The 25,537-nt window shown below is 45.3% G+C and carries 16 protein-coding genes; 8 read left to right on the top strand and 8 right to left on the bottom strand.

Features of this window, described 5'->3' with window-relative positions:
* Positions 1-86 precede the first annotated feature (86 nt).
* The 4 genes from AB4558_RS02030 to ygjK all read left to right on the top strand — a co-directional run bounded on the left by AB4558_RS02030 (position 87) and on the right by ygjK (position 7,398).
* On the top strand, positions 87-1,511 hold the full coding sequence (locus tag AB4558_RS02030; protein WP_017063320.1) for an amino acid permease: 1,425 nt from the start codon (positions 87-89) through the stop codon (positions 1,509-1,511).
* 573 nt (positions 1,512-2,084) lie between these two features.
* Complete coding sequence (locus AB4558_RS02025; RefSeq protein WP_210454591.1) at positions 2,085-3,518, top strand: amino acid permease; 1,434 nt, start codon at positions 2,085-2,087, stop codon at positions 3,516-3,518.
* Between the two features lie 406 nt (positions 3,519-3,924).
* Positions 3,925-4,989: a protein YgjJ gene (ygjJ, locus tag AB4558_RS02020; RefSeq protein ID WP_372125709.1), complete on the top strand. Its 1,065-nt coding sequence runs from the start codon at positions 3,925-3,927 to the stop codon at positions 4,987-4,989.
* 15 nt (positions 4,990-5,004) lie between these two features.
* Positions 5,005-7,398, top strand: coding sequence for an alpha-glucosidase (gene ygjK / locus AB4558_RS02015; RefSeq protein WP_136973742.1), 2,394 nt, complete (start codon positions 5,005-5,007; stop codon positions 7,396-7,398).
* Between the two features lie 173 nt (positions 7,399-7,571).
* Here the strand turns inward: ygjK and AB4558_RS02010 are convergent, their stop codons facing one another.
* The 4 genes from AB4558_RS02010 to AB4558_RS01995 form a co-directional block, all read right to left on the bottom strand.
* On the bottom strand, positions 7,572-10,688 hold the full coding sequence (locus AB4558_RS02010) for a beta-galactosidase (protein WP_372157870.1): 3,117 nt from the start codon (positions 10,686-10,688) through the stop codon (positions 7,572-7,574).
* A gap of 161 nt (positions 10,689-10,849) precedes the next feature.
* Entirely contained in the window at positions 10,850-12,076 is a 1,227-nt protein-coding gene (locus tag AB4558_RS02005; protein ID WP_372154702.1) for an ABC transporter substrate-binding protein, read from the bottom strand.
* 177 nt (positions 12,077-12,253) lie between these two features.
* Positions 12,254-13,105, bottom strand: a complete 852-nt coding sequence (locus AB4558_RS02000; protein WP_050649668.1) for a carbohydrate ABC transporter permease — start codon at positions 13,103-13,105, stop codon at positions 12,254-12,256.
* Positions 13,105-14,025, bottom strand: a complete 921-nt coding sequence (locus tag AB4558_RS01995; RefSeq protein ID WP_372157867.1) for a carbohydrate ABC transporter permease — start codon at positions 14,023-14,025, stop codon at positions 13,105-13,107. The genes AB4558_RS02000 and AB4558_RS01995 overlap by 1 nt, the downstream gene beginning before the upstream one ends.
* A 296-nt stretch (positions 14,026-14,321) precedes the next feature.
* Here AB4558_RS01995 and AB4558_RS01990 point away from each other — a divergent pair, with 296 nt between their 5' ends.
* Both AB4558_RS01990 and AB4558_RS01985 read left to right on the top strand, forming a co-directional pair.
* Positions 14,322-15,404: an ABC transporter ATP-binding protein gene (locus AB4558_RS01990; RefSeq protein WP_136973744.1), complete on the top strand. Its 1,083-nt coding sequence runs from the start codon at positions 14,322-14,324 to the stop codon at positions 15,402-15,404.
* Positions 15,405-15,682: 278 nt separating this feature from the next.
* A complete protein-coding gene (locus AB4558_RS01985) occupies positions 15,683-17,023 on the top strand; it encodes an MATE family efflux transporter (protein ID WP_017060807.1) in 1,341 nt (446 codons plus the stop codon).
* A gap of 93 nt (positions 17,024-17,116) precedes the next feature.
* Here the strand turns inward: AB4558_RS01985 and AB4558_RS01980 are convergent, their stop codons facing one another.
* Positions 17,117-18,811: a solute:sodium symporter family transporter gene (locus AB4558_RS01980; protein WP_102319935.1), complete on the bottom strand. Its 1,695-nt coding sequence runs from the start codon at positions 18,809-18,811 to the stop codon at positions 17,117-17,119.
* A gap of 102 nt (positions 18,812-18,913) precedes the next feature.
* Positions 18,914-21,016, bottom strand: a complete 2,103-nt coding sequence (locus AB4558_RS01975) for an alpha-galactosidase (RefSeq protein ID WP_372157862.1) — start codon at positions 21,014-21,016, stop codon at positions 18,914-18,916.
* A 248-nt stretch (positions 21,017-21,264) separates the two neighbouring features.
* Between AB4558_RS01975 and AB4558_RS01970 the strand changes: the two genes are divergently transcribed.
* Positions 21,265-22,338: a LacI family DNA-binding transcriptional regulator gene (locus AB4558_RS01970; protein ID WP_372157859.1), complete on the top strand. Its 1,074-nt coding sequence runs from the start codon at positions 21,265-21,267 to the stop codon at positions 22,336-22,338.
* A gap of 233 nt (positions 22,339-22,571) precedes the next feature.
* Here AB4558_RS01970 and AB4558_RS01965 read toward each other — a convergent pair whose 3' ends face one another.
* Positions 22,572-23,498, bottom strand: a complete 927-nt coding sequence (locus AB4558_RS01965) for a LysR family transcriptional regulator (RefSeq protein ID WP_017060808.1) — start codon at positions 23,496-23,498, stop codon at positions 22,572-22,574.
* A 101-nt stretch (positions 23,499-23,599) separates the two neighbouring features.
* Between AB4558_RS01965 and chrA the strand changes: the two genes are divergently transcribed.
* Entirely contained in the window at positions 23,600-24,748 is a 1,149-nt protein-coding gene (gene chrA / locus AB4558_RS01960; protein WP_372132611.1) for a chromate efflux transporter, read from the top strand.
* Between the two features lie 75 nt (positions 24,749-24,823).
* Here the strand turns inward: chrA and AB4558_RS01955 are convergent, their stop codons facing one another.
* Positions 24,824-25,537, bottom strand: coding sequence for a class I SAM-dependent methyltransferase (locus AB4558_RS01955; protein ID WP_017065822.1), 714 nt, complete (start codon positions 25,535-25,537; stop codon positions 24,824-24,826).

Here is a 25,537-nt window from a genome sequence, read left to right as displayed (position 1 = left end):
ATGCTGAACAAAGCCTCAATGCTTCCTCCCTACAAGGAAGCATTGAGAAATAACGACTATAATTACGTGATTCCTTGGAGGACACTATGTCTGAATCTGTACGCGGTAAGTTAGGCAAATTTGCCCTACTCTCCATGACATTTGCAGCGGTATTTAACGTTCGCAACATTGTAAACAACAACATCGAATTGGGATTGAGTTCAGCCCCTATCTTTTTGCTCGCGACCCTTATTTACTTCATTCCGTTCGTGTTCATCATTGCTGAATTCGTATCAGCAAATAAAAATTCTGAGTCAGGCATGTATGACTGGCTAAAAAAACCACTAGGCTCAAAAGCAGCCTACCTAGGTTCCTTCCTATACTGGTTCGTAAACCTTTTCTGGTTTGTATCCCTGCTACCAAACGTAATCGCCTATGCGTCTTACGCGATGTTGGGCTATGAATACGCCTTCTCGCCAGTCGTCACATCGGCTATCTCGATTGCTCTGTTTGCTGCAGCAACTCACATCTCAACCAAAGGCGCGAGCTGGCTAGGTAAGATTGCCGAGATCGTGGCCTACGGTGTATTCGCTCTGTTTGCAATCTACGTTATCGGTGCACTAATGGCACTGGGCGGCAACCATGAGCCAGTAGAACCAATCACGCTTGAAGCAATGACACCGACCATCAACTGGGCAACGCTAGGTATCATGTGTTGGATCTTCCAAGCAGCCGGTGGTGCAGAAACCGCAGCCGCTTACCTAAACGATGTTAAGGGCGGTCACAAGTCTTTCATCAAGGTTATCATTGGTGCAGGTATCGCAATCGGCGCAATGTACGCAGTGGGCTCTCTTCTAGTAAACGTATTCGTTGCTCGTGATGAACTGACCTACGCTGGCGGCATGGTTGAAATCTTCACAGGTATGGCGAACTACTTCGACATTTCACAATCTCTAACGGGTCGCTTCGTCGGTATTATCCTATTCGTTGCTATGTTCGGTTCGATGATGATGTGGACAGCAGCTCCAGTAAAAATTCACTTCTCTGAAATCCCTAAAGGTGTTTACGGCGAGAAGACAACAGAGCTTAACGAACACGGCGTGCCAGTACGTGCAGCTTGGTGGCAGTTCGCGTTTGTATTCGTGATGCTTGTGGTGAACGGCTTCGGCTCTGAATCTGTACAAGACATGATGAATACAGCAATCAATCTAACAGCAGGTACCGCAATGCTACCGCCAATCTTCATCATGGTGGCCTACTTTGTATTCCGCTTGAAACACGACGACACACCGCGTGATTTCCGCATGGGTACTCGAGTTCAAGGTATGGCAGTAGTATCGGTACTGATTGGTATCTTCATTGTGAGCATGACAGCATCGGCATTCCCGACAGGTGTTGACCTTGTTCAAGCCTTCTTCATCAACGTCTTCATGACAGCGGTATTCTCTGGTATCGCATGGTGGTGGATCTCTCGCTTTGAAAAGAAGCAAGCAGGTAAAGAAGCAAAGCTAGAAACGGCTAAGCAGTCGTAATCCAGAATCTATACATCTAGTTAAAAGCGCCTTAATTGGCGCTTTTTTTGTTTTAAATCAGATAATTAAAATAAAAACCCCAAAAATAAAAACGGCGTTCCGTCAAGGTTTCAGTTCACGAAAAACACCAATTAATAGGTAATAAAACTCAAATAAAAACCAAGGTAAAACATTAACTAAATTTATTTACTCAAGGTCACATATTTGATCAATTTCGATTAACTTCCCGCCGCTTAATCTTTAATCTTCTTGCTGAAGAGACAAACTGATTCATATAAAGAAAGCGACAAAAAGCCCCTACACGCCTTATAAATCGTCGCTCATGAAACAAGCAATCTCTTCAATGAACTTCTTAATCTTTAACTCTTTGTTTTGGTAATAAGTTTACTGAAATACCAAAGAAAAAAATCCCAAAGAAGTCCGATCGTTAATCTATAAAAACAACAATGAGCCAACCCTGACAAAACAAAGCGGGTGTTTGCCAAACCAACATAACAATAAAAGTGCGGCCTAGAGCTTCCCTCTCTAGGACCAAGTTATAACGATCATCAACGTGATTCACCGGAGAACATCATGTCCGAAAATAAACGCAGTACGATAGGCAAATTTGCCCTACTGTCTATGACCTTCGCGGCGGTATACAGCTTCAATAACATCATTAATAACAACATCGAGATCGGCCTTTCCTCGGCTCCGATGTTCTTTCTAGCAACCATCTTTTACTTTGTGCCATTTTGTTTGATCGTTGCAGAGTTTGTGTCACTGAATAAAGACTCTGAAGCGGGTGTTTATTCTTGGGTTAAAAGTTCTCTAGGCGGCCGCTGGGCGTTTATTTCAGCTTACACCTACTGGTTTGTTAACCTGTTCTTCTTCACCTCTCTGCTACCTAGAATCATCGCTTACGCGTCTTATGCGTTCTTAGGTTTCGAGTACATCTTCACGCCAATGACCACCGCAATTCTGAGTACCATTTTATTTGCGGTCGCAACTCATATCTCTAACAACGGCGCGAAATTACTGGGCCCTATTACCTCACTAACATCATCACTGATGCTGCTGCTAACGATGTCTTACATCTTGTTATCTGGCGGGGCTTTGGTAGGCGGTATCGAGCCAGCTGATCCAATCACCATCGAAGCAATGACACCAAGCTTCAACTGGGCATTCCTTGGCGTAATCACTTGGATTTTCATGGCGGCAGGCGGTGCAGAATCGGTCGCGGTTTACGTTAACGACATCAAAGGCGGTCACAAGTCTTTCGTTAAAGTGATCATCATCGCGGGTATCTTCATCGGTGCGCTTTATTCGGTAGGATCTGTGTTAGCGAACGTATTTGTTGCTCGTGAAGAACTTAAATTCACTGGCGGCTCTGTTCAGGTATTTGAAGGACTAGCAAGACACTTTGGACTGTCGGAAATCCTGATGAACCGTTTCGTTGGTGTGGTTTCATTCACTGCGATGTTGGGCTCTCTACTTATGTGGACGGCGACACCGGTAAAGATCTTCTTCTCTGAAATCCCTAAAGGCATCTTTGGCGAGAAGACTGTCGCGCTTAACAAACAAGGTGTACCAGAGCGTGCAGCTTGGGTTCAGTTCTTCATCGTGATTCCACTGATGTTCATCCCAACGTTGGCGTCTGACACCGTTCAAGACTTGATGAGCACCATCATCAACATGACTGCAGCAGCTTCTATGCTACCGCCACTGTTCATCATGATTGCTTACCTGCACCTGCGCGTGAAACTGGACCACCTACCACGTGATTTCCGCATGGGTTCTCGTACGGTCGGTATTACTGCTGTGTCGATTCTTATCGCTATCTTCACCGTTGGTTTCTTCGCCTCTACCTTCCCAACAGGCGCAGACATCATGACCATCATCTTCTACAACGTGGGCGGGATTGTGATCTTCCTTGGCTACGCATGGTGGAAGTACGGTCAATACGAGAAAAGCTTATCTCCAGAAGAGAAGAAACTAGAAGCAAAACCTGAAGCGGCGAATGCTTAGTTTGACTCCACATTCTGATTGAAAATTAAGGCACTCACATTTGGTGAGTGCCTTTTTATTTGTCGGTACATTCCCACTCAACACCTAAATTTCACCAAAGCCTTCAAGAAAGAAGACATTCGAGTCAACAATCGAACCGCCTATAAAGTAATTCACCAACTGAATAGCTATCACCCTAGCCATACCTCTGCAAATTCAACTGAAAGTCAAAATAAAAACAAAGTAAATATTTACTAAAAATAGATCACACTTTTAAACTTAATTAATTTTAAACATCAAAATTATCATTAATATTGGTTTTGCGATCGTAAGTAACCTGACCAATACGCCTTGAAGAGCACCCCATATTAGAAGTCAGAACTGCTTGCGAACCTTCATTTATAACCCCGACACAGAAGTGATTAAAATGAAAAGTAGTTTTACTAAAAACACTCTTATTACAAGCTGTATTCTTGCTGCCTTAAGTACCACTGCCCACGCGGAAGAGTCCGCAGCAAACCACAGTGATACTCAGCCTCCTCAGACAGAAACTGAAACCCTATTTAACTTTTATGGTGAGCTTGGCCTTGGTGGTCACGTGGCACTCGAAGGTGATGATAAAGGCCGCTACGCAGACGGTACTTACATTGAAGCTGGCTTGGCTATCGAGCACGGTAATTGGTTTGGTCTTGCTTATATGGAGGGCTGGACAGTACAAGCCGATGACGAAGGCAATGCTTGGGCAACGGGCCACGGCTGGGGCGGTTTTGAAGGTGGTTTCAACCGCTTTTACGCTGGCTACCGCACAGATAACAAAACAGAATTCATGATTGGTCGTATGGACTCTTCATTAGATGACGTTCAATGGTGGGGTGACCCTACGGTTGAATACGGCTACGCGATCTCAAACACGCGAGACGTGCACCTTGGTGTGAAGATTCAAAACCTAGAAGGCAAGCTTCGCTACAGCGTTTCTTTCGCGCCAGAGTCTGACTTCTCGGAAGACGATGCTCTTGTTCACTTCGGTAAATACGACAGCTTCGCAGACCAATGGAAAGATAAGAACGCCATGGTCAATGGTTACCTTCAATACGATCTGACCGACGACTTAACCCTAATGGGTGGTGGTGAAGTTCGTAACAACGATGGTGGTGAACTATTGCTATTGGGTGCTGAGTACAAAAACTTCGCCACTCGTGTTTGGCTCGATACAGATAAAGGCAACCAAGAGTCTTTCGGTAGCGAGTCTGGTATTCAAACCAGTGCATGGTACGAAGCGGCACAAGGCGTTTACCTATCTGCAGCCTACAACTACGCAAACTTTGACGGTGACAATGGCGACAAAGAAATCACCTCTTACATCAATGCTGGCGTTTGGTATGAATACGGCAACGGCGCGTTTGCGACTGCTTTCGATAGCCGCTTTGGCGTAGGCAGCGACACTGAAATCGGCGACGCTCAGGTGTTCGCAATGCAATACTTCTACTGGTAATAACAGGAATTGATCATGAAACTGAATAAATCATTCGCAGCTCTCGCTATCGGTGCAGCCCTTGTCGTTACTGGTTGTGCTTCAAACTCAATCTCTGGCTCAGGCTCTGACACAGAGCAACTGCAAGCCAACGAATTTAAGAACGTTATCGACCGTACTGGCTCACCTGAATACATGCGTGACTACGACTTCGATGACCACCAACGCTTTAACCCATTCTTCGACCTAGGTGCATGGCACGGTCATCTGCTGCCAGACAGTGCAGAAGGCATGGGCGGATTCCCAGGTACAGCACTGCTTACCGAAGAATATATCAACTTCATGGCTGATAACTTCGACCGCCTAAGCGTGTTCAAAGACGGCAAAAAAGTGGCTTTCACTATGGAAGCTTATAGCCTACCGGGCGCATTGGTTCAGACGCTAAAATCTGACGATGTGACCGTAGAAATGACGATGCGTTTTGCTTCAAACCGTACCTCTCTGCTAGAAACAAAAATCACTACCGACTCACCGGTTGAATTAGTGTGGGATGGTGAACTGCTAGAAAAGACGCACGCCAAAGAAGGCGTGGCACAAACCGACAAAACAATCGCTGAAACTTACCCTGAGTATGACCGTCAAATCGTCGCAACCGACGATGGCCTAAAGGTGACCTTCGGTAAGGTTCGTTCGACATGGGATCTACTGACTTCTGGTGAGTCTGAATACCAAGTTCACAAGTCGATTCCAACGAAAACCACGGTTGATGGTTTAGCGTTTACTTCAACGGCAAACATTGAAGCATCGACGACTATCTACACCACATACTCGCATGTTCTAACGGCAGAAGAAGCGCAAGCGGAACAGCCTGAAATCAAAAAGATCATGGCAAACCCTACCGACTTCTTAGCCGCATCAGCAGAACGTTGGGAAGGCTATCTTGAGATGGGTTTAACCAACCCGAACGCGACACCAGAGCAAGAGCGTGTTGCGGTTAAAGCGATGGAAACCCTAAACGGTAACTGGCGTGGCGCTGCAGGTGCGATGGAGTTTGACTCTGTGACACCATCCGTGACGGCGCGTTGGTTCTCGGGCAACCAAACTTGGCCTTGGGACACATGGAAGCAAGCCTACGCAATGGCTCACTTCAACCCAGATGTAGCGAAAGATAACATCCGCGCGATGTTCGCTTACCAAATTCAGGCTGACGATGCCGTTCGTCCTTGGGATGAAGGTTACGTGCCCGATCTACTCGCTTACAACCTAAGTCCAGAACGTGGCGGCGATGGCGGTAACTGGAATGAACGTAATACCAAACCAAGCCTAGCAGCATGGGCAGTAATGGAAGTCTACAAAACCACAAGCGACGAAGCTTGGCTACAAGAGATGTATCCAAAACTAGTGGCATACCATGATTGGTGGCTACGCAACCGTGACAACAACGGCAATGGCGTTCCAGAGTATGGCGCTGCTCGTGACAAAGCACACAACACACCTGAAGGTGAAATGTACTTCACCGTGGTTCGTGGCGATAAGCACGAAACAGTTGTAGGACAAGCAGCACTGGATAAAGTGGTAGCAGAAGGCAACTACGATTACATCGAGAGCCCCGCACAAACGGCTGCATCTTGGGAATCAGGCCGTGACGATGCAGCCGCATTTGGCTTCATTGATAAAGACCAGCTAGACGCATACGTTGCAAACGGTGGTAAGCGCAGCGATTGGGATGTTGAGTTCGCTCAAAACCGCGCTGAAGACGGCACTTTGCTTGGCTATTCATTGCTGCAAGAGTCCGTTGACCAAGCAAGCTACATGTACAGCGATAACAAGTACCTAGCAGAAATGGCTGACATTCTAGGTAAAGACGCAGAAGCGAAAGAGTTCCGTGAAAAAGCAGAACACCTATCGAACTACATCAACACCTGTATGTTCGACGAAGGCACTAACTTCTTCTATGACATTCGTATTGAAGACAAGCCTTTAGCCAATGGCTGCGCAGGCAAACCGATTGTCGAGCGTGGTAAAGGCCCTGAGGGTTGGTCACCACTGTTCAACGGTGCAGCAACACAAGCTCACGCTGATGCCGTGGTCTCTGTGATGAAAGATACCTCAGAGTTCAACACCTACGTTCCACTGGGCACAGCAGCGCTTTCTAGCCCAGCATTTGGCCCAGATATTTACTGGCGTGGACGTGTATGGGTAGACCAGTTCTACTTCGGCCTAAAAGGTATGGACAGCTACGGCTACCGTGACGATGCGATTGAAATGGCAGGCGCATTCTTCGACCACGCCGATGGCTTGGTACAAGACGGTCCTATCCGTGAGAACTACAACCCGCTAAACGGTGAACAACAAGGTGCTCCAAACTTCTCTTGGAGTGCTGCCCACCTATACATGTTATACAACGATTTCTTTACTGACGCAGAGTAAGTAAAAACCTATACCTGTCTTCTGAAATTCAATGAAAATCTAACCTCATAAATTTCAGACTTTGGCACTCAGTTTCTCGCTGAGTGCCTTTTTTATACCTGAAGCAAATAATCTAAAAAAAAGTATTTAGACTATTTGGCCTACTATGATCCTTTTACTCTATTCGCTGCACATTAGCCTATATCACCACAATGGAAGCGCACCTGATAATGGTAATGCTCTTTCAATAATTTAAATTCATCATGGACACTTGGCGTCCACGAGTCATCACCGCCAACCCCCATATGGAAGCCATCCACATAAACAAACAGCTGTTCTTGTTCGGTTAAGTCACAAGTATGTTTTGCCTTCTGTAGCTGCTGTAACCCCAAACGACTGACTGAGAAATGGAAGTCTCCTTGCAATTCGAATGCGCCCACTTTTGCCTCACGAACATCACAACGCAAGCCGCAATCAGATGGGAAAATATAAGGGGTATGCATTTGTTCAATACTTTGCTGATATAGCCCCATATGTGCGGACATCTTTCGATCTGGGTAGTTTTCGTGTGGCCCACGACCAAACCATTCCACCCCATCAGGCACATGCTTCAAAGCAAACTCAAATCCGACTCGTGGCAGAGACGGCAAGCCTTTCGCCGCTTGAACATCCACATCTAATTTGACCTCACCATCGGCAAATAATTGGTATTGCCAAGTCGACAACAAACGAACCTGATCTTCCACCGTGTGGGCAATTCTTGCAGTCACCGACACCCTATTTTTCTGAGTGATGGATGAAAATTCGATGCACTCTGGAGTGAGCCTATCTAACCTCATAGCCTGCCAGCGTGCGATCCATGAATTGGGGTCTACACGGTTTGCTTCACTGACACCGATATCGTTGTCTAATGGTGCGCGATAAAAGTTATCTCGAAGGCCACTAGCAAGCTGTTCCACCCCTTTGATTTTCCAGCTTTCTAATGTCCCAGACAATCTGTCGAACTCTACTTGATAAGCATCACCAATCACCGTCAGCAGCGTGTCGGTTTCAGTCACTTTCGGTGGAAATTGAGAGAGGTTAGCATCCAACATCAATTGTGGTTGAGTAGGTAAGCTAAGCTGTTCAATCGCCGTCACATGACCTTTATCCGCCCATGCAGTATTGGTGTTTAATACCACTTCGAGATTAAGGTAATTAAGCGCGTTGGCCGTATGAGGAATCGTCACACCATTGAGCTCTATCTGAACACTCTCGCCCGCACCAACCATCAATTCGATACAACCATCGCTCATTACTACACCATTCTGAGTAACCGTCCAATTCAACGTTTCAATGCTGCTGGTCACAAATAAATATTCGCTGTGCACCTCTATCACCAGAGGCGAAGTCGAAACCAGTCTAAACTGGTAAAACTGCTGTGCTTTTTTCACTTCCTGAAGCGTTGGATGTACCGTTCTGTCTGGGAACACCAAACCATTAATGCAGAACTGGCGATCATTAATCTCGTCGCCGAAATCACCACCATAGCCCCAATATTGTTTGCCGCTCGAATCGGTTTTGGTGATCCCTTGATCTACCCAATCCCAGATAAATCCGCCCTGTAATCTTGGGCTGTCTCTAAACGCTTGCCAATATTTATCAAAGCTACCCAGACTGTTCCCCATTGCATGGGCGTACTCACAGAGAATAAGAGGACGATGCTCGTTTGGTAGAGCGATAGCTTTACGAATACCCACGCGAGGTGTCACCTCAGGTTGACTCTCAACCACAGGTAAATCCCAATCAACGCGCGCATACATAGGACATAAAATATCGGTCGCTGCTGTATCTGCCCCGCCACCTTCATACTGAACCAGACGTGTTGGATCAGTTTGTTTCACCCATTGATACATCGCATGGTGATTACGACCAATACCCGATTCATTACCCAGCGACCAAATGATCACGCTGGCGTGGTTTTTATCGCGCTCAACCAGCCTTGTCATTCGGCTCATGTACGCATTCAACCATGACGCATCATCGGATAAACGGCACATCGGAAATTGACCATGAGTTTCCACATTCGCTTCATCAACCAGATACAGACCATACTCATCACATAATTCATACCACAATGGATGATTCGGATAATGAGCGGTTCTAACGGCATTGAAGTTATTTTGTTTGAGCAGTTTGATGTCTTGAATCATCCCCTCTCGAGTCATGGTGTGACCCAATTCAGGGTGATGTTCATGGCGATTGACACCACGCATCAGCAATGGCTTTCCGTTAACTTTTAGCAAACTATCGGTAATTTCAACACTTCGAAAGCCGACATCGTAAGCCTCACAATCGACAAGCTCATCATGTTCATTGAGCAATGACACCACACAGCGATATAAGTAGGGTGACTCGGCACTCCACTTGTTCGGGTTCACCACTGAAATGCTGTGTTCTGCGACTTCAGACCACGGCCCTTTTTCATCAACATAACGCTCACCAAAACCCACGATTTGAGGTTCGCAAGCCAACTGTCCTTGAGTATCATAAAGTTCAGCTTTCAGCTTATAGCAGCTTTCTACATCATTGCTGTGCTTGGTTATTTGCGTAGAAATATTTAAAACTGCATCGCGATAGCAAGCATCTAGCTGAGTCTCAATGCCAACATCCTCGATTGCGACCTTGGGTTTTCTCAATAAAGTCACATCACGGAATATGCCGCTGAGCCACCACATGTCTTGGTCTTCAAGGTAAGAACCATCAGACCAACGCAGCACCATCACTACCAGCACGTTCTCGCCCACTTGCAAGTATTCAGACACGTCAAATTCAGCCGGTAATCGACTGTCTTGCGAATAGCCAACCCACTTGCCGTTGCACCACAAATAAAAAGCAGAATTCACGCCGTCGAAGGTCAGCCTATGGGTATCTAATAACTCCGGTTCCGTGCAGTTAAAACGCGTTCGGTAGAGCCCTGTTGGATTATCGCTAGGGACGAAGGGAGGGTTATCAGCGAAAGGATATTTCACATTGGTATAGATCGGTTTATCAAAGCCTTGCATCTGCCAGTTGCTTGGCACTGAAATCGACTTCCATGAAGAATCATCAAAATGTTCCGATACTACCTCTTCGCAAACCAACTCTGGTGAATCGAACAGCTGAAACTTCCAAGTCCCATTGAGAGACATAACACTCGACGAGCTCTTCGTCATAGCCTCAACCAACGAGGTGTAACTATTTAAAGGAGCATGAGCCTCAACAACATTATGATGGGTGATGTGTTGATTTTCCCACTCACGGGCAGAGATGATTTGAGAGAAAGTTCTCATGACGTGTTCCTTACCAAAAGCCGTTTAACGTGAACCATTGCAAGTGATGCTCAGCGCCTCATTGCGTTCAAACATTACGAACGCCAACTAAACAGCTCTTGCAATAATCCCTTAAGAGAAGAAAAAAAGCCGCAGCCAGAACAGCTGCGGCTATTGAAATATTACTTAAAGGTACGCTTGCTCACTTTATCGAGTTTTTTCAAGATTTTATCGATTCGTTCAGGGTGAACCATAAACTCTTGGAAGCCTTTCATGCCTTCTTTGGCCATCGCAGGATCAGTGTCTCGGTCATAGAATTGAGCCGTACCATCACTGGATGCCAACATCGCGACGCCTTTGTCTAAGAACGGGTCAGACTTCGCTTTAGCTTTGTTGTTGGTTGGAATCTGTAACAGCATCTCATTGATCAGCTGCTGGTTTTCAGCGCGAGCAACAAACTCTAAGAACTTACGAGCATCTTCTTTGTTTTTCGCTTTTGAAGGTATGTGCAGCGTATCCATTGGTGCATCTTCAGACATAGGAACACTTGGGTCGATCACCGGGAACTGGAAGAAATCCATCTTGCCATCCAACTCAGCTGGGAAGTTAGGCGTGATGAAGTTACCCATCAGGTACATCGCCGCTTTACCGTTGTACAAGAAAGGTTGAGCTTCTTGCCATGAATAAGACGCGTGGTTTTCTAGGAAATAACCAGGTTCAACTAACTCCGCCCAATTAGCGAAGGTTTTCTTCACTCGCTCATCAGAGTAAGGCACCTGGCCTTCCATTAACTGAATATGAAAATCCAAGCCGTTAGTACGCATGTTGATGTAATCAAACCAACCTGCGGCGGTCCAAAGATACTTGGTACCAATAGCAAACGGCGCTACACCATTTTCTTTAAGTGTTGCAGACGCAGATTTCAAATCATCCCACGTTTTCGGCTCCGCAATTCCATATTGCTCAAAGATGTCTTTGCGGTAGTAGATACCCCATTGATAATACGTGTACGGCACACCAAACTGCTTACCTTGTACTGTCATCGCAGGCGCGGCAGCCGCAAAGTCTTGCTTCATGTTGTTGTCAGCCCAAATATCACTGACATCCTCAAACAGGCCACGGTCAACAAAGGCTTTCATTCGGTTACCCGCATACCAAAAAACCACATCCGGCGGCGAAGTGACCAGCCAATTACGAATCGTTGTTTTATACGACTCGTGATCGTACAAGTTGTACTTCACCGTAATATCTGGGTTTTCTTTTTCAAAGCGGTTAATGATCTCGCCCCACGCCTCTTTTGGCGCAGGATCAGAAGCATCAGAGTTGATAACGAGTGTTCCTGCAAACGATGTTGCAGACATGGAGGCAGCGAGCACTGCACTGGCAGCGATATGTTTCACGTATTTCATATTGAGGTCCTTGTTATGGAGCTAAGCTCTCTAAGTCCAATTCTTATTGTTTTATCTCGTAGGGTTGTTCGTGTTTTAGTTTCTCTTCAATGATTCATCCATTCGGGATGTCGGTAGCAATAACGACTTAAAGCCTTCGCTATTGCTAGATTCGTGTATCGATTCTTATCTCGTGATTTACCCTTTGGTCGCACCTAATGTTAGGCCTGCGATAAAGTGCTTTTGCATGGTAAAGAACAGCACTACCGGTGGGATAGCCGCGACCACGGCACCCGCTGACATAAACTGCCAAGACGCCAGCCATTGGCCTTGAAGTGAGCTCAGACCCGCAGTCACAGGACGAACATCATCACTCTGAACCAGTACTAGAGCCCAGAAGAAATCGTTCCAAATAAAGGTAAACACCAATACGGCTAACGCCGCTAAAGCAGGGCGAACCAGAGGGAGTACGACATGCCAGAATATTTTCCATTCACTCACCCCTTCAACACGCGCCGCTTCGATCAGGGCATCAGGGATCCCGACAATAAAGTTACGCATGAACAAGGTACAAAAACCGGCTTGGAAAGCGATATGGAAAAAAATCAATGCCCAGTGAGTGTCGTATAGACCGAGTCCAATCGTTAAATCACGAACTGGAATCATCAGAATTTGGAACGGAACAAAGTTACCCGCGATGAACATCGCAAAAATCCACACATTGGCTTTGAAGTTGTATTTAGCCAAGGCATAACCAGCCAGTGTCGACAACGCCACGGCACCAGCAACCGCTGGCAATGTGATGATTAAGCTATTGATGAGGTACTGCCCCATCGACGTCGAGGTAAATACTTGGGTGTAGTTTTCAATGAACTGAATCTCACTAGGCCAGCCCCAGTAGTTACCTTTGTTGATGTCTTCCATCGAACGAATTGAAGTCATCATTACGGCGATAAGTGGTAATAACCACATCACAATGGAAATAGGCAGTGCGACTCGGTAGCTAATGTTGGTAAAGCGACCTGCTTTTTGAATTGGTTGTGGATACATTATTTTTCACTCCTTAACATACGCCACAAGAAGTAAGCGATATAGATATCCATAATCAGGAACAACACAACGGAAACCGCCGCGCCATAACCCATTCGATAGTTAAAGATAGACTCTTCATACATCTGGTACGCAAGTACTGTCGAGCTGCCCCAAGGGCCGCCTGCCGTCATGGTCGCCACTAGATCAAATGAACGCAGGGCACCAATTACGGTGACAACCACGGCGATAAAGGTTGCGGGTCTTAACTGTGGAAGCACCACATACCACAACATGCGCCACTTCTTTGCACCATCAAGTCGAGCCGCTTCTAACTGCTCAGGATCGAGGTTATTCAGCCCAGTTAAATATAAGATCATGCAATAAGAGATCTGAGGCCATAAGCCAGCAGCGATGATTCCGTAGGTCACATAGTCTTCATCAGCAAGTATCGAAATTGGCTCGAAGCCAAGCGACCCGAGTGCAATATTGAAAAGGCCAAAAGAGGGGTCATAGAACCAAGCAAATACGAGGCCTACCACCACTTGAGAAATAACGAATGGGAAGAAAAACAGAGATTTTACGATACGAATGCCTTTCACTTGTTGGTTGAGGAAAAGGGCAATCGCTAAGCCACACGGTGGCGCAAGCATAAAGAAGATCAACCAAAGAAAGTTATTCGTTAACGAAGTATAAAAAGCATCTGAGTCAAAAAGCTCACGATAGTTCTCAAGCCCCACCCACTCCTTTTCACCTAATCCATCCCACTCAAAGAAGCTCAGCCAAATACTGTCCAAGATGGGATAGATAACATAGAGAGAGAAGATAGCGATAGCTGGTGCCAAGAACAGCCAAGGCGAGACCTTGGAACTGATGCGCCTTTTCTTCTTCGCTGATGGGGTGCGATTTTCTGGGTATATCGTTTTCACAGATTGCTCCATTTCCCAAAATTCCTTGTATTAAAAGCTTGGTTTACTACTTGGTTAACTTCCATCTGAATTTATAAATCCCAATCAGTAGCTCAGCATTTATAATGATTACGTTCAAATATTAGGCTTATTGATAACATTACGCACAGTTATGTTTTATTTATGTAAACGTTTTCACAAAAATCAGTATAGATCGCGGGATTTATATGACGATGATCAATAAATCATGCGAGGCACCTAACAAATTTCTGATGAAAGCGTATGTTTTAAAGGCAAAGAGATGTAGTCCAACGAAGCAAGGAGAGAGCATGGCTGATATCAGCTTAAAAAAGGTCATCAAACGATATGGTGATATACAGACCATCCATGGTGTTGATCTAGAAATAAATAATGGCGAATTCGTCGTATTCGTTGGACCATCAGGTTGCGGAAAATCAACCCTCTTACGCTTAGTTGCTGGCTTAGAAGAAATCACTGAAGGCGAGATTCATATTGGAGACGATCTTGTTAACGATGTCGATCCTGCTGAGCGTGGTGTCGCTATGGTATTTCAATCCTACGCACTCTACCCACACATGACCGTGGAAGAAAACATGGGCTTTGGCCTCAAAATGAATGGCGTAGCGAAGGAAGTCGTTGAAAAGCAAGTCACCAGTGCGGCAAAAACACTCCAATTAGAGCCTTTATTGAAGCGTAAACCGAAAGAACTGTCAGGTGGGCAGCGTCAACGTGTCGCTATCGGTCGAGCAATAGTTCGTAACCCTCGCGTATTCTTATTCGATGAACCGCTCTCGAACCTCGATGCTGAACTTCGTGTCGATATGCGCTTACAAATCGCCAAATTGCACCAAGATCTGCAAAATACCATGATTTACGTCACGCACGATCAAGTCGAAGCCATGACGCTTGCAGACAAGATCGTGGTATTGAGAGATGGTCGTGTTGAACAAGTCGGTTCTCCACTCGATCTATACCACTCTCCACAAAATGAATTTGTGGCTGGCTTTATTGGCTCACCGAAAATGAATTTCTTACCGTGTGTTGTTAACAGCACCTCAGAAACGCACGCCCAACTCGCCGTTAACGGTGTCAGCCAAATCACCCTTCCCTTACCAAGCGATGGATTAAAAGAGGGACAAAGTATCACGCTGGGCATTCGACCTGAACATTTAGAGATTAACAGTGGCTCTGATATCACCATTGAATTTCAAAGTGAAGTGGTCGAGCGACTAGGGAACAGCACTTATATGTTTGGCCAGTCTTGTGGCGTGGATAGCTTTAAGGTGCACCTACCAGGAGACCAAGAGGTCACTCGATACCAATCACTTGAGCTGAGTTTCTCCTCAAAAGATTGCCACCTATTCGATGATCGAGGGCAACGAATTAACTAGACTTTAAAACGGTAGAGCTAGCTCGATGTCGCTAGCTTTGCCACTTTTCAAACTCACTTTCCGGTCGTTTCAAGCAATCACTTGCTTCCATTCTGATCCTCTTAATAGCTTATGAAATCTTACTCAAAAATTTCATCACTCTCACTGAAATATTGGGTTCTGAAGACTTATTCGAATTTTATTTATCCTTATTAGCCTTCCGGACATTAATTTGATAGTCGTTTACTAAATAATAGCTAAACTATAGTGTCGCCTACCCCTTTTTTGAGAAAACCTAAATGCCTAATGCTGATTCCACCCTAAACAAACGTATGGGAATCGTTGCGCTCACCTGGCCAATTTTTATCGAAGTTCTTTTAAGAACCGCACTCAACACCAGTGATGTATTCATGTTATCGGGATACTCGGACAAAGCCGTGTCTGCCGTTGGTGTTATTTCTCAGATATCCTTTTTCCTGATCATTGTCTCGACCATGGTCAGCAGTGGTACGGGTATTCTAATCGCGCAATACAATGGTGCTTCCCGCACTCAAGAGAGCGCTCACGTGGGTGTAGCAAGTATCATTCTGGCCATTATTGCCGGTGTGCTACTGAGTGTGATTGCCGTTCTTGTTGCTGAATATTTTATCCCGCTTTATCAACTCGAACCTCAAGTCGAACAGTACGCGCAAGAATACCTGTTCATCAGTGGTGCTCTCACCTTCAATGTAACCATAGGTGTGGTTCTCACCACTATTTTGCGCAGTCATGGCTATTCAAAGTCACCGATGGTGATCAATATGATTGCAGGTGTCATCAACGTATTCGGTAACTACTGTGCCTTATATCAACCTTTTGGTTTGCCTGTATACGGCGTGCAAGGGGTTGCGACCGCGACCGTCATTAGCCAAGTAATCGGAATGTTGATCTTGATTGGTGTGGTCAGAAGCAAAGGGATTTATCTACCAGTGAAGCAGTTTAAATCTGTGCCGAAAGCCATCTATCAAAAAATCATGAAGATCGGCTCGATGAACGCTGGAGAAGTGCTCTCTTATAACATGGCTCAGATCAGCATTACCTTCTTTGTAGTGCAGATGGGTACGTCTTCACTGGCTGCGTTTACTTACGCACAAAACATCGCTCGCCTCTCTTTTGCGTTTGCACTGGCAATTGGTCAAGGCAGCCAAATCCAAACAGGCTATTACATTGGTAAGGGTTGGATCGACGAGATTACCAAGCGCGTGCAACGTTACTTTGTGGTTGGCTTTATCGCGTCAACCGCGATCACCTGCATGGTGTATGTGTTCCGTTTCGAAATTCTCGATCTGTTCACGCAAGATCCAGAGATCATTGCGCTAACGGCGGCACTGATTGCAGGTTCCATCATTCTTGAAGCTGGACGAGTATTTAACCTTATCTTTATCTCTTGTCTAAAGGCTGCTGGCGACATTAAATTCCCGATCAAAATGGGCATTCTCAGCATGTGGGGCATTGGGGTTGCCATGAGCTATTTGCTTGGCGTGCATTGGGGTTATGGCGTATTGGGTGCTTGGATGGCAATCGCGATGGACGAGTGGTTCCGTGGAATCATCATGGCCTATCGCTGGCGAGCTAAGAAATGGACTCGATTCTCTTTTTAGACTTTTTAGCCTTCCATTTATCTTCACAAGATCGAAAAACGCCGCTCCTATTTCCAAAGAGCGGCGTTTTCGTTTTTAATTACCCGAACTCATCTACGCGGTCGCAAGTGCTTTCTTTCGCTTTGCTAGTCGTCCAAAAATACCGAGCAACATAACAATGCCACACACGCCATAAACTTGCATGATGGTTGGATCGTCCGATACAAAACCCACATCCGAGAACATAACGTAAGCACCAAGCACCATGTAAAGAATAATAGCCGAAGCCTCGAAACGGAACTCCCAAGGTGTCACATCAATATTCTCATTGACTGGCATCACGTACTCAGACTCACGCGGCATAAAGTAACCAATGATGAACATCAACGCGGTACATACCACGAACAGAATCGCTAATTGATGTAGGAAGTGAATCGGAGTTTTGAACACCAACTGCATTGCAGCGTAAGAACTTACAAACACCACCAACGCCACTTTCGCCGCTACAGCTGGTACACGTTTAGAGATATAGCCGACAAACACGATAGTGAAGATTGGCACACTGAAGAAACCTGCCACCATTTGTAGATATTGGAACAAACCTTCTGGTGCGTACATGATGAATGGTGCGATACATACCGAGATAATCGCAATCACGACACCAAAAATACGCCCTTTACCCACTAGCTCTTCATCGGTTTTACCTTGTCCGAATAGCGGCTTATACACGTTCAATGCAAACAGAGTCGTTGAGCTGTTCAACACACCATTAAAGGTACTCAAAATCGCACCAAACATCACCGCAACGAAGAAGCCCACTAGCGGCTTAGGCAAAACTTCATTAACTAAACGGGTGTACATGGTGTCTGGATTACCCGCATCAGCGCCAAACATATGGAAAGCAATGATACCCGGAATGATCAAAAACAGCGGAGAGATGACCTTAATCGCACCGGCAAGGATTACACCTTTCTGACCTTCTTTCAGGTTCTTAGCACCCAATGCGCGTTGAATGATAGATTGGTCAGTACCCCAGTAATACAAGTTCACCAAAAGCAGACCTGTGAACAATGTTGAGAACGGCAGTGGATCGGTTTCTGTACCCACCGATTGGAGCTTCTCTGGCGCGGCATAAAGCAGAATATCTAAGCCAGCACCGAAACTCCCCTCGCCCAACACCATTAAACCAAATACAGGGATCATCATGCCGCCGACAATCAAGCCTACACCATTAATGGTATCTGCAATTACAACCGCCTTTAGGCCACCATAAATCGCGTAAAAGAAGCCAAGTAGACCAATCGTCGCCGAAATCAGTGCAATTGAACTAAACTCTGAAATATTTAGCAGGGCCTGAACATCGAAGATTTCACCCAAAACAACAGCGCCCGCGTAAAGTGTGGTAGGCAAAATGTTGATCACGTATTGGCACAAGAAAAGTAACGTCACAAACTTCTTCACCGACATGTCGTAGCGGCTCTCTAAGAAATCAGGAATGGTGGTGATACCTTGTTTCAAATAACGAGGAACTAACATTAAAGCAATAATCACCAAGGTGACACCAGAAGCCACTTCCCAACCCATGACACTCATGTTGTGGGTGTAAGATTGTGCGCTCATGCCCACGAAACTGGTGGCACTCAAGTTCGTTAAGATAAGTGAGCTGGCAATTAAGCCACCGGTTAAGCTTCTTCCGCCAAGAAAGAAACCATCTTGTGAGGTGTTTTTGTCATTTTTCACTTTGTTGTAGGTAAACGCGACTACAAACCCAGTAAATAACAAAAATGACAACAGAACGGTAATAGACATTTTGTTTTCCTTAAGTTGAGTTATTGCGGCAGCAATACCTCGCTGCCGATTATAATTTTTATATTTAGATTTTTATTTGTAGGGGTACTCAGAGTCAGAGATTCACATCTTTTTTAGATGCACAATCAAGGCAGACTCTGGGTCGAGAATAGGTAAGGTCAATCCAATCTCTTTGAGGTTATCGCCGCTTAAAGTCAGAGTTTTATCTAACCATTGAGGGCGTTGCTTCATGAGTTGGAAACTGGTTTGTGGCATCTCCACTAACTTCACTTGATACAGCGCACTGTCTTCCACGCAGCTAATACGAAGTGGTGATGGCAGAGCGTATTCAGGCATGGCCAACTGACACACGGTGATCAGCATTTCATCATCATTCTGCACCCCATAGATGTTCTGGTTTTTGTCCGCGGGATCCATGCGGAAACTACGACCTGAGTGCAAAATATGGCGGAACTGCTTATGCAGAGAGATGTAGTGAGAGAAAGCTTGCTTCTCTTGTTGCGACTCTTTAACCGGGTCAAGTTCAACGCCCATGTGCCCCATCAAAGCGGTGACACCACGCATATTGATACTGTGACGACGATTGGTTGAATGGCACTCAGCAGGGCCAATGTGCGCACCCATAACTTCTGGTGGGAAGAAGTAGCTCATGCCTTTTTGAATGGCTTGTCGTTCCAATGCATCGTTACAATCGGATGCCCAGAATCGATGTGTTCTTTTAAGGATTTCAAAATCAATGCGACCACCGCCTGATGAGCAAGATTCAATCTCGACCTTAGGGTGTGCTTGATTCAGTTGATCAACGAGACGATACAAGGCTTCAGTTTGACCATGCACCGCCGCCTTACCTTGGTGGCCCGGCTGAACTAATTCACGATTCATGTCCCACTTTAAGTAGCCGATATTGTACGTAGTCAGAAGCGTATCAAGGCGAGAGAACAAGTAGTCAAAGCACGCTTCATTCTGCAAGTCTAAAACATACTGCCAACGACCAGACGGTTGATGATAACCTTGCAAACCAAGCACCCAATCAGGATGGTTACGGTATAGGTTTGAGTCTTGGCTGACCATCTCAGGTTCAACCCACAACCCGAACTCCATCCCCTGTTGGTTAACGTGTTCAATCACAGGTTCTAAGCCATTTGGGTATTTCACTTCATCGAGATACCAATCGCCTAAGGCCGTTCGTTCGCCATCACGACCAATAAACCAACCATCATCAATAATGAATCGTTCAACACCCATTGCGCCGGCTTCGGTTGCCATCTGCATGATGTATTCCGGTTTATGGTCGAAGTAGATGCCCTCCCAAGTATTTAAGTGCACAGGGCGAGGTTTATCGGTAGGGAATTGAATAATGTTGTCACGAACAAACTGCTGAAAACGTTGAGCAATACCGTTCAAACCAGAGTTGCTGTAACAGCCATAGAGCCAAGGTGTCTGGTAAGTAGCCTCTGGTTCTAGAATCGATTCACCCGCTAACAATAACTCTCCCGCTTGTACAAAGCGGCGGCCATCACTGCGAACATCAGCACGCATTTGGTGGTTACCACTCCAACCTAAATGGAAGCCCCACACCAAACCATTCTGTTCTGAGAAACCTTGCGTTCCTGCAAACATGCCAGGGAAGTTTTCATGTGAAGTACGGCCGCGACGGTTCTCTTGCATGAAGCCACCATGCTCAAAACGCTGACGTTGCGTTTGGAACTCATGACACCAACGACCATGGAACGTCATCAATTCATTGGCGTGGTTTGGCAGCGGCAACGTTGATGACAGCTTATTTAAATAGTATTTACTGCCCCCTTTGTTGGTTACTGTGATGCGCTTTTGAACCACATCCGATTGGTAATCAAGCTTAATTTCGACGGTCAGTTCAAGCTTGGCTACCGTGTCTTCTAGAACAAAAGTGGCTTGCTGAACCTGAGCTTCCACGCGGACGGTATTAAAAACGGGTGCCCAATCAAAACCATCACGATGCCCTTCTATTCCCGGCGCATTAAAATGACCGCTACCCAATTCAGGACAAAGAGAAAGCGGTACATCGACATCAAGGCGCGCTTGAGAAATCGGCCTCTCGGTTGATAACAGCAGATCTTCATCAATGCTGGCGATCTTCGCCCCCCAATGCAGGATCTCTGGAACACGCCCTGATTTGATGATCAAACTGTGGTTTTTACTTGTTAGATGAATAAACTCGCTCATAGCCAATCTCATATTGTTTTCGTAAACATAATTTGAGATTAATAGTGAGCCTAGAGATTATAATTAGTACTAATTCGAACAAATAACGTGATCTAAAATCAGTTATTCCTTATCAAAATTTGCACAAGATCGACTGTTTTCGGAAACATAAATAGTGTTTCAAATGACATTTATTTGAAGGTGTACAAGGTTTATTTCATCAAGATTGGTTAGGCTTATTTCATTGTCAAAGTCTGATGGGCAGAATAATGAGTGTCACCTTTAAAGATGTCGCAAAGCTAGCGGGTGTCTCTACCCAAACCGTTTCTCGAGTGACAAATGGTTCAGAGAGCGTCGCCGAATTAACGCGTAACAAGGTTAATGCGGCCATTAAGCAGTTGGGGTATGTGCCAAACAAGGGCGCGCAAATGCTCAGCCGAGCTAAGTCCACCAGCGTTGGGTTGGTGACTCTCGATATGGCATTGCATGGTGCAGCGATGATCGCCAATGGTGTGCGAATGCAGGCTCATGACATGAATTATGGTGTCGCTTTCTCTGTTGTGTCAGAGCCCAACCTCACTAACACACGTGGAGCTATCCGTGAATTGATGGCTCAACAGGTCGACAGCATCATTCTGAATGTACCGTTAAAAAGTGCCGATGCAGAGTTATTAGTCGAACAGTACCAACACTTAAATCTTATCTTCATTGATGTCCCTTCTAACAGCCAAGTGAACTATGTTTGCGGTGATCACGCAGAAGGAGCAAAACTGGCTGCTCAACATCTGATAGAGAGTGGGCGAACTAACTACCTGTTGATCACAGGTCCGAATGAATCCAGTGCATCACGGATTCGTCACCAGAGTTGGTTAGCAGCGTTATCAGATGCCGATTGCAAAGTGCAATATCAATACCAAGGAAATTGGCAAGCTGAAAGTGGTTACCTTGGTGTTCGCGAAGCTGTCGCCAAGCAAGCCGTATTTGATGCTGTGTTGGTGGCAAGCGATCAGATGGCATTAGGCGTATTACGCGCACTGCAAGAACTGCAGATCCCTGTGCCTGACAAGGTCGCAGTCGTCGGTTTTGATGGCATCGAAGACAGCGCTTTCTTTAACCCACCATTGACCACCATCAAGCAAGACTTCACGACCATCGGTCGACAAGCTGTGGTACTTGCGGAGAAGCTCAACGCTAATTCACAAGATGCTTTGCTACAACACTATATCGAAACTACATTACTCCCAAGAGAAAGCAGCCAACCTAAGGTGACTGCTCATTATGAGAAACAAGAGATAGAACAACTGCTGAAAAGAATTCAGACCCTTTTGCCAGAATCGACATAAAAGAAAAAGCGCTAGGGGGAGCTAGCGCTTTAAGACCAACTAAGTCCGTTTAGCCTGGTAGTTTTTTAAGCTATATCATGAGGATATAACCAATTTTTTTACTTAGGTAAATCAAAAAGCCTATTCTTTACGACTGCCTTGAGTCGTAAATTAAGTATAGTCGGGTTCTTATAATAAACCGGATTTTTCTAAAATTAATTCATATGAATTTGACGATTAACCGACACAATAAACTATTCGGAAATCACAGATGAGATCGCATTAGTAATCAACTTTCTAAGTAGTTTATTTTTATCATCTAAATGCTTTGCCTTTCTATAAACAAGCTGGATATCAAAATCTGGAACATCAATAGGTGGCTTCACAGCTAGTAAGGTTTCTTCACTATCAATATCCTTGCGCGCGACTAGCTTGGGGACAATACACAATAGTTCTCTGCCACGAATGAGTCGTTTAACAGTTAAAAAGTTACTGGAAGATATCGCGACTTTCCGGCTTAAGCCGAGTTCACCTAAACGAGTGTCCACTCCCGTCTTTAAAGCCCCTGCAGGGGAAACAAGCGCGTGCTCGACAGCAACAAATTGTTCTAGCGACATCGGCTCCTCAATAGATAGAACCGATTGATCAAGTAAACAAACATGTTGCTCCGTATACAAATGCTTTGTTCGATATTGCTTTGGTACCTCACCAAAGCTGCCTATCGTCATATCAAGCTTGGCATCGTCAAAGACTTGCTGATAGTTAGATCGATTTACGTTGAACAACGCAATTTGAGAATCAGGAGAGGACTGTTTAATGAGATCAAACAACACTGGAGCAAACATCTGCTCGGCATAATCGGTAAGACCAATCTTCCAACTGCCTTTGTAAGTTGTTGCATCAAATGATTTAGAGAGTAGTACTTCAGATTGAATGGTATTGAGCAAGGCATCGACAGTACTGGATAATTCAATCGCTCTATCCGTTGCTTCCATCTTGCTACCTACCCGCTCAAACAGAGGATCATCAAACAACTTTCGAAGTCGTTGAAGGCTATGACTCATTGCAGACTGACTGACATAACAGCGCTCAGCCGCTTTACTTACACTGTTCGTTTTGTATAACGCTTGCAGAGCTATCAATAAGTTAAGATCGATACCTTTCCAGTTAAAATCAGCCATCCAGAAGAACCTATTTCATTAATAGTTATAATTAAAACAATTAATTTGAATCATAGTGCAAGTCACCATAAATTACGCTAAACATTTATCTGGAATCGATCATGCTTTCAATTTTTAAAACATTTTTCTGGCTTGGCTGGATTAGCTTTGGTGGGCCAGCTGCGCACATTGGCTACTTCCGTAAAACCTTTGTTGAGAAGCTTAATTGGCTATCTGATGAAGAGTACGGGCAAATTGTCGCGCTTAGTCAATTTCTACCCGGCCCAGGTTCAAGCCAAGTTGGCTTCGCGGTTGGTTACAAAAAAGGTGGCTTAACCGGTGCGATTGCCGCATTTGTAGGCTTCACCTCCCCTTCTGTCATCCTAATGTTGATATTGGCCTTAGTGAGCAATCAGTTGTTGGAAGCACCGCTTTTCATTTCTATCATCCACGGACTTAAGCTACTCGCGGTCGTGGTTGTGGCTGACGCCACTTTCGGCATGTACAAAAACTTTTGCCAATCAAAGATAGCAACAGCACTGTGTGTGATCACCGCGATTGTTCTGCTTTTAATTCCTGGGATCTGGCCTCAGGTATTAGTTCTATTGTTTGCTGCTATGGTTGGCAGTAAGTTCTTAACCTCACACGAATTAAAAACAGTACCTTCGACGCACAAGATATCGTTAACACCACTCGTGATTTTCGTTGCTTTACTGGTTGGTCTGCCTCTATTCAGTGCTTACTCTCAAGGCATTGAAGTATTTGGCTTGTTCTACCAAGCAGGTAGCTTAGTATTCGGTGGAGGCCACGTGGTACTTCCGTTGCTACAAAATGGTATTGGTGACCAACTGTCTCAAGATGCCTTCCTAACAGGTTATGCAGCAGCACAGGCAGTACCAGGGCCTATGTTTACACTTGCTACTTACTTAGGTTATGTATTGATGCCATCGGCACCGATCACTGGCGCACTACTCGCAACGATTGCTGTGTTCTTACCGGGCTTCTTATTACTACTGGGTGTACTGAAGAACTGGCAGGCGATTGCAAGCAAACCTTTAGTGGCAGGCGCTCTTACTGGTGTGAATGCGGCGGTAGTCGGGTTACTACTTGCGGCTCTGTATCAGCCAATCTTCACAAGTGCGGTGAGTGGCGGTTTAGACTTCGCTCTGATCATCATAGGTGTGTGGCTACTGAAAACGGTCAAGATGCCAATCGTAGGGCTTGTCGGCATGTTTATGCTATTCGGCGCTCTTACTGGCTTTGTTAACTAAAGATCTAACCGAAGCAAGAAGTTAGTGAATACCTAACTTCTTGCTTACGACTGAACGATAGGAGCCGTCGAACCTTTAACTAGCAGGCTTGATTCCATGGAAGTTAAAAAACAAATTGCAATCAATTAGCGGGATTGGGCTTAACGGCCAAAAAGAGTGTTTATTATCAGGGAGATAGTACTTTAAAAAGGCGATCAAATTATTGCAGGGATTAACATGTTCTCTCGCCATAATGTAATCGTAGTTCCACCCCTTTTTCACTCCAAGTTTTCTTGTCGTCATATAACGACCAACCTTCCATGCAATACCTGGGTCTGTAGGAATCAAAATGGACAAAGTGCCGCCCGGCTTTAATACCCTAAGCCATTCTTTAATCACAAGATGAGGCTCATAAAGGTGTTCCAATATATGTGTCGCAATAACACGATCAAAGCAGTTGCTTTCAAAGTCTAACGCTCGTGCATTCGTTACATTAAAAACGAGCTTGTCATAAGTACTGGTGTTACTGAGTTGCCTTTTTGCCACTTCAAGTGCGGCAGAATCGCCATCACTGACCGTATACTCGTCAAAACTATGCTGAACATGTCTCAAGTGTTCACCCGTTCCTGAACCCACTTCTAGCACCTTCGAGAAATGCTCTCTGTTACTGAAAGGCTTCTCACACGCTATATGACCCGCCCTCATCACATAGCCTGTTGTACTGCTTTCGTAGACTCGCTCGTCATATTCATCACTGAAACGGGACAAATAATCGAGCCACTCCTTGTCTTCATCCTTGTTTATTCTCAT

The organism is Vibrio sp. 10N.222.51.C5 (assembly GCF_041474575.1).
In the GTDB taxonomy this organism is placed as follows: domain Bacteria; phylum Pseudomonadota; class Gammaproteobacteria; order Enterobacterales; family Vibrionaceae; genus Vibrio; species Vibrio crassostreae_C.
This window is presented reverse-complemented; position numbering and strand designations above follow the sequence as displayed.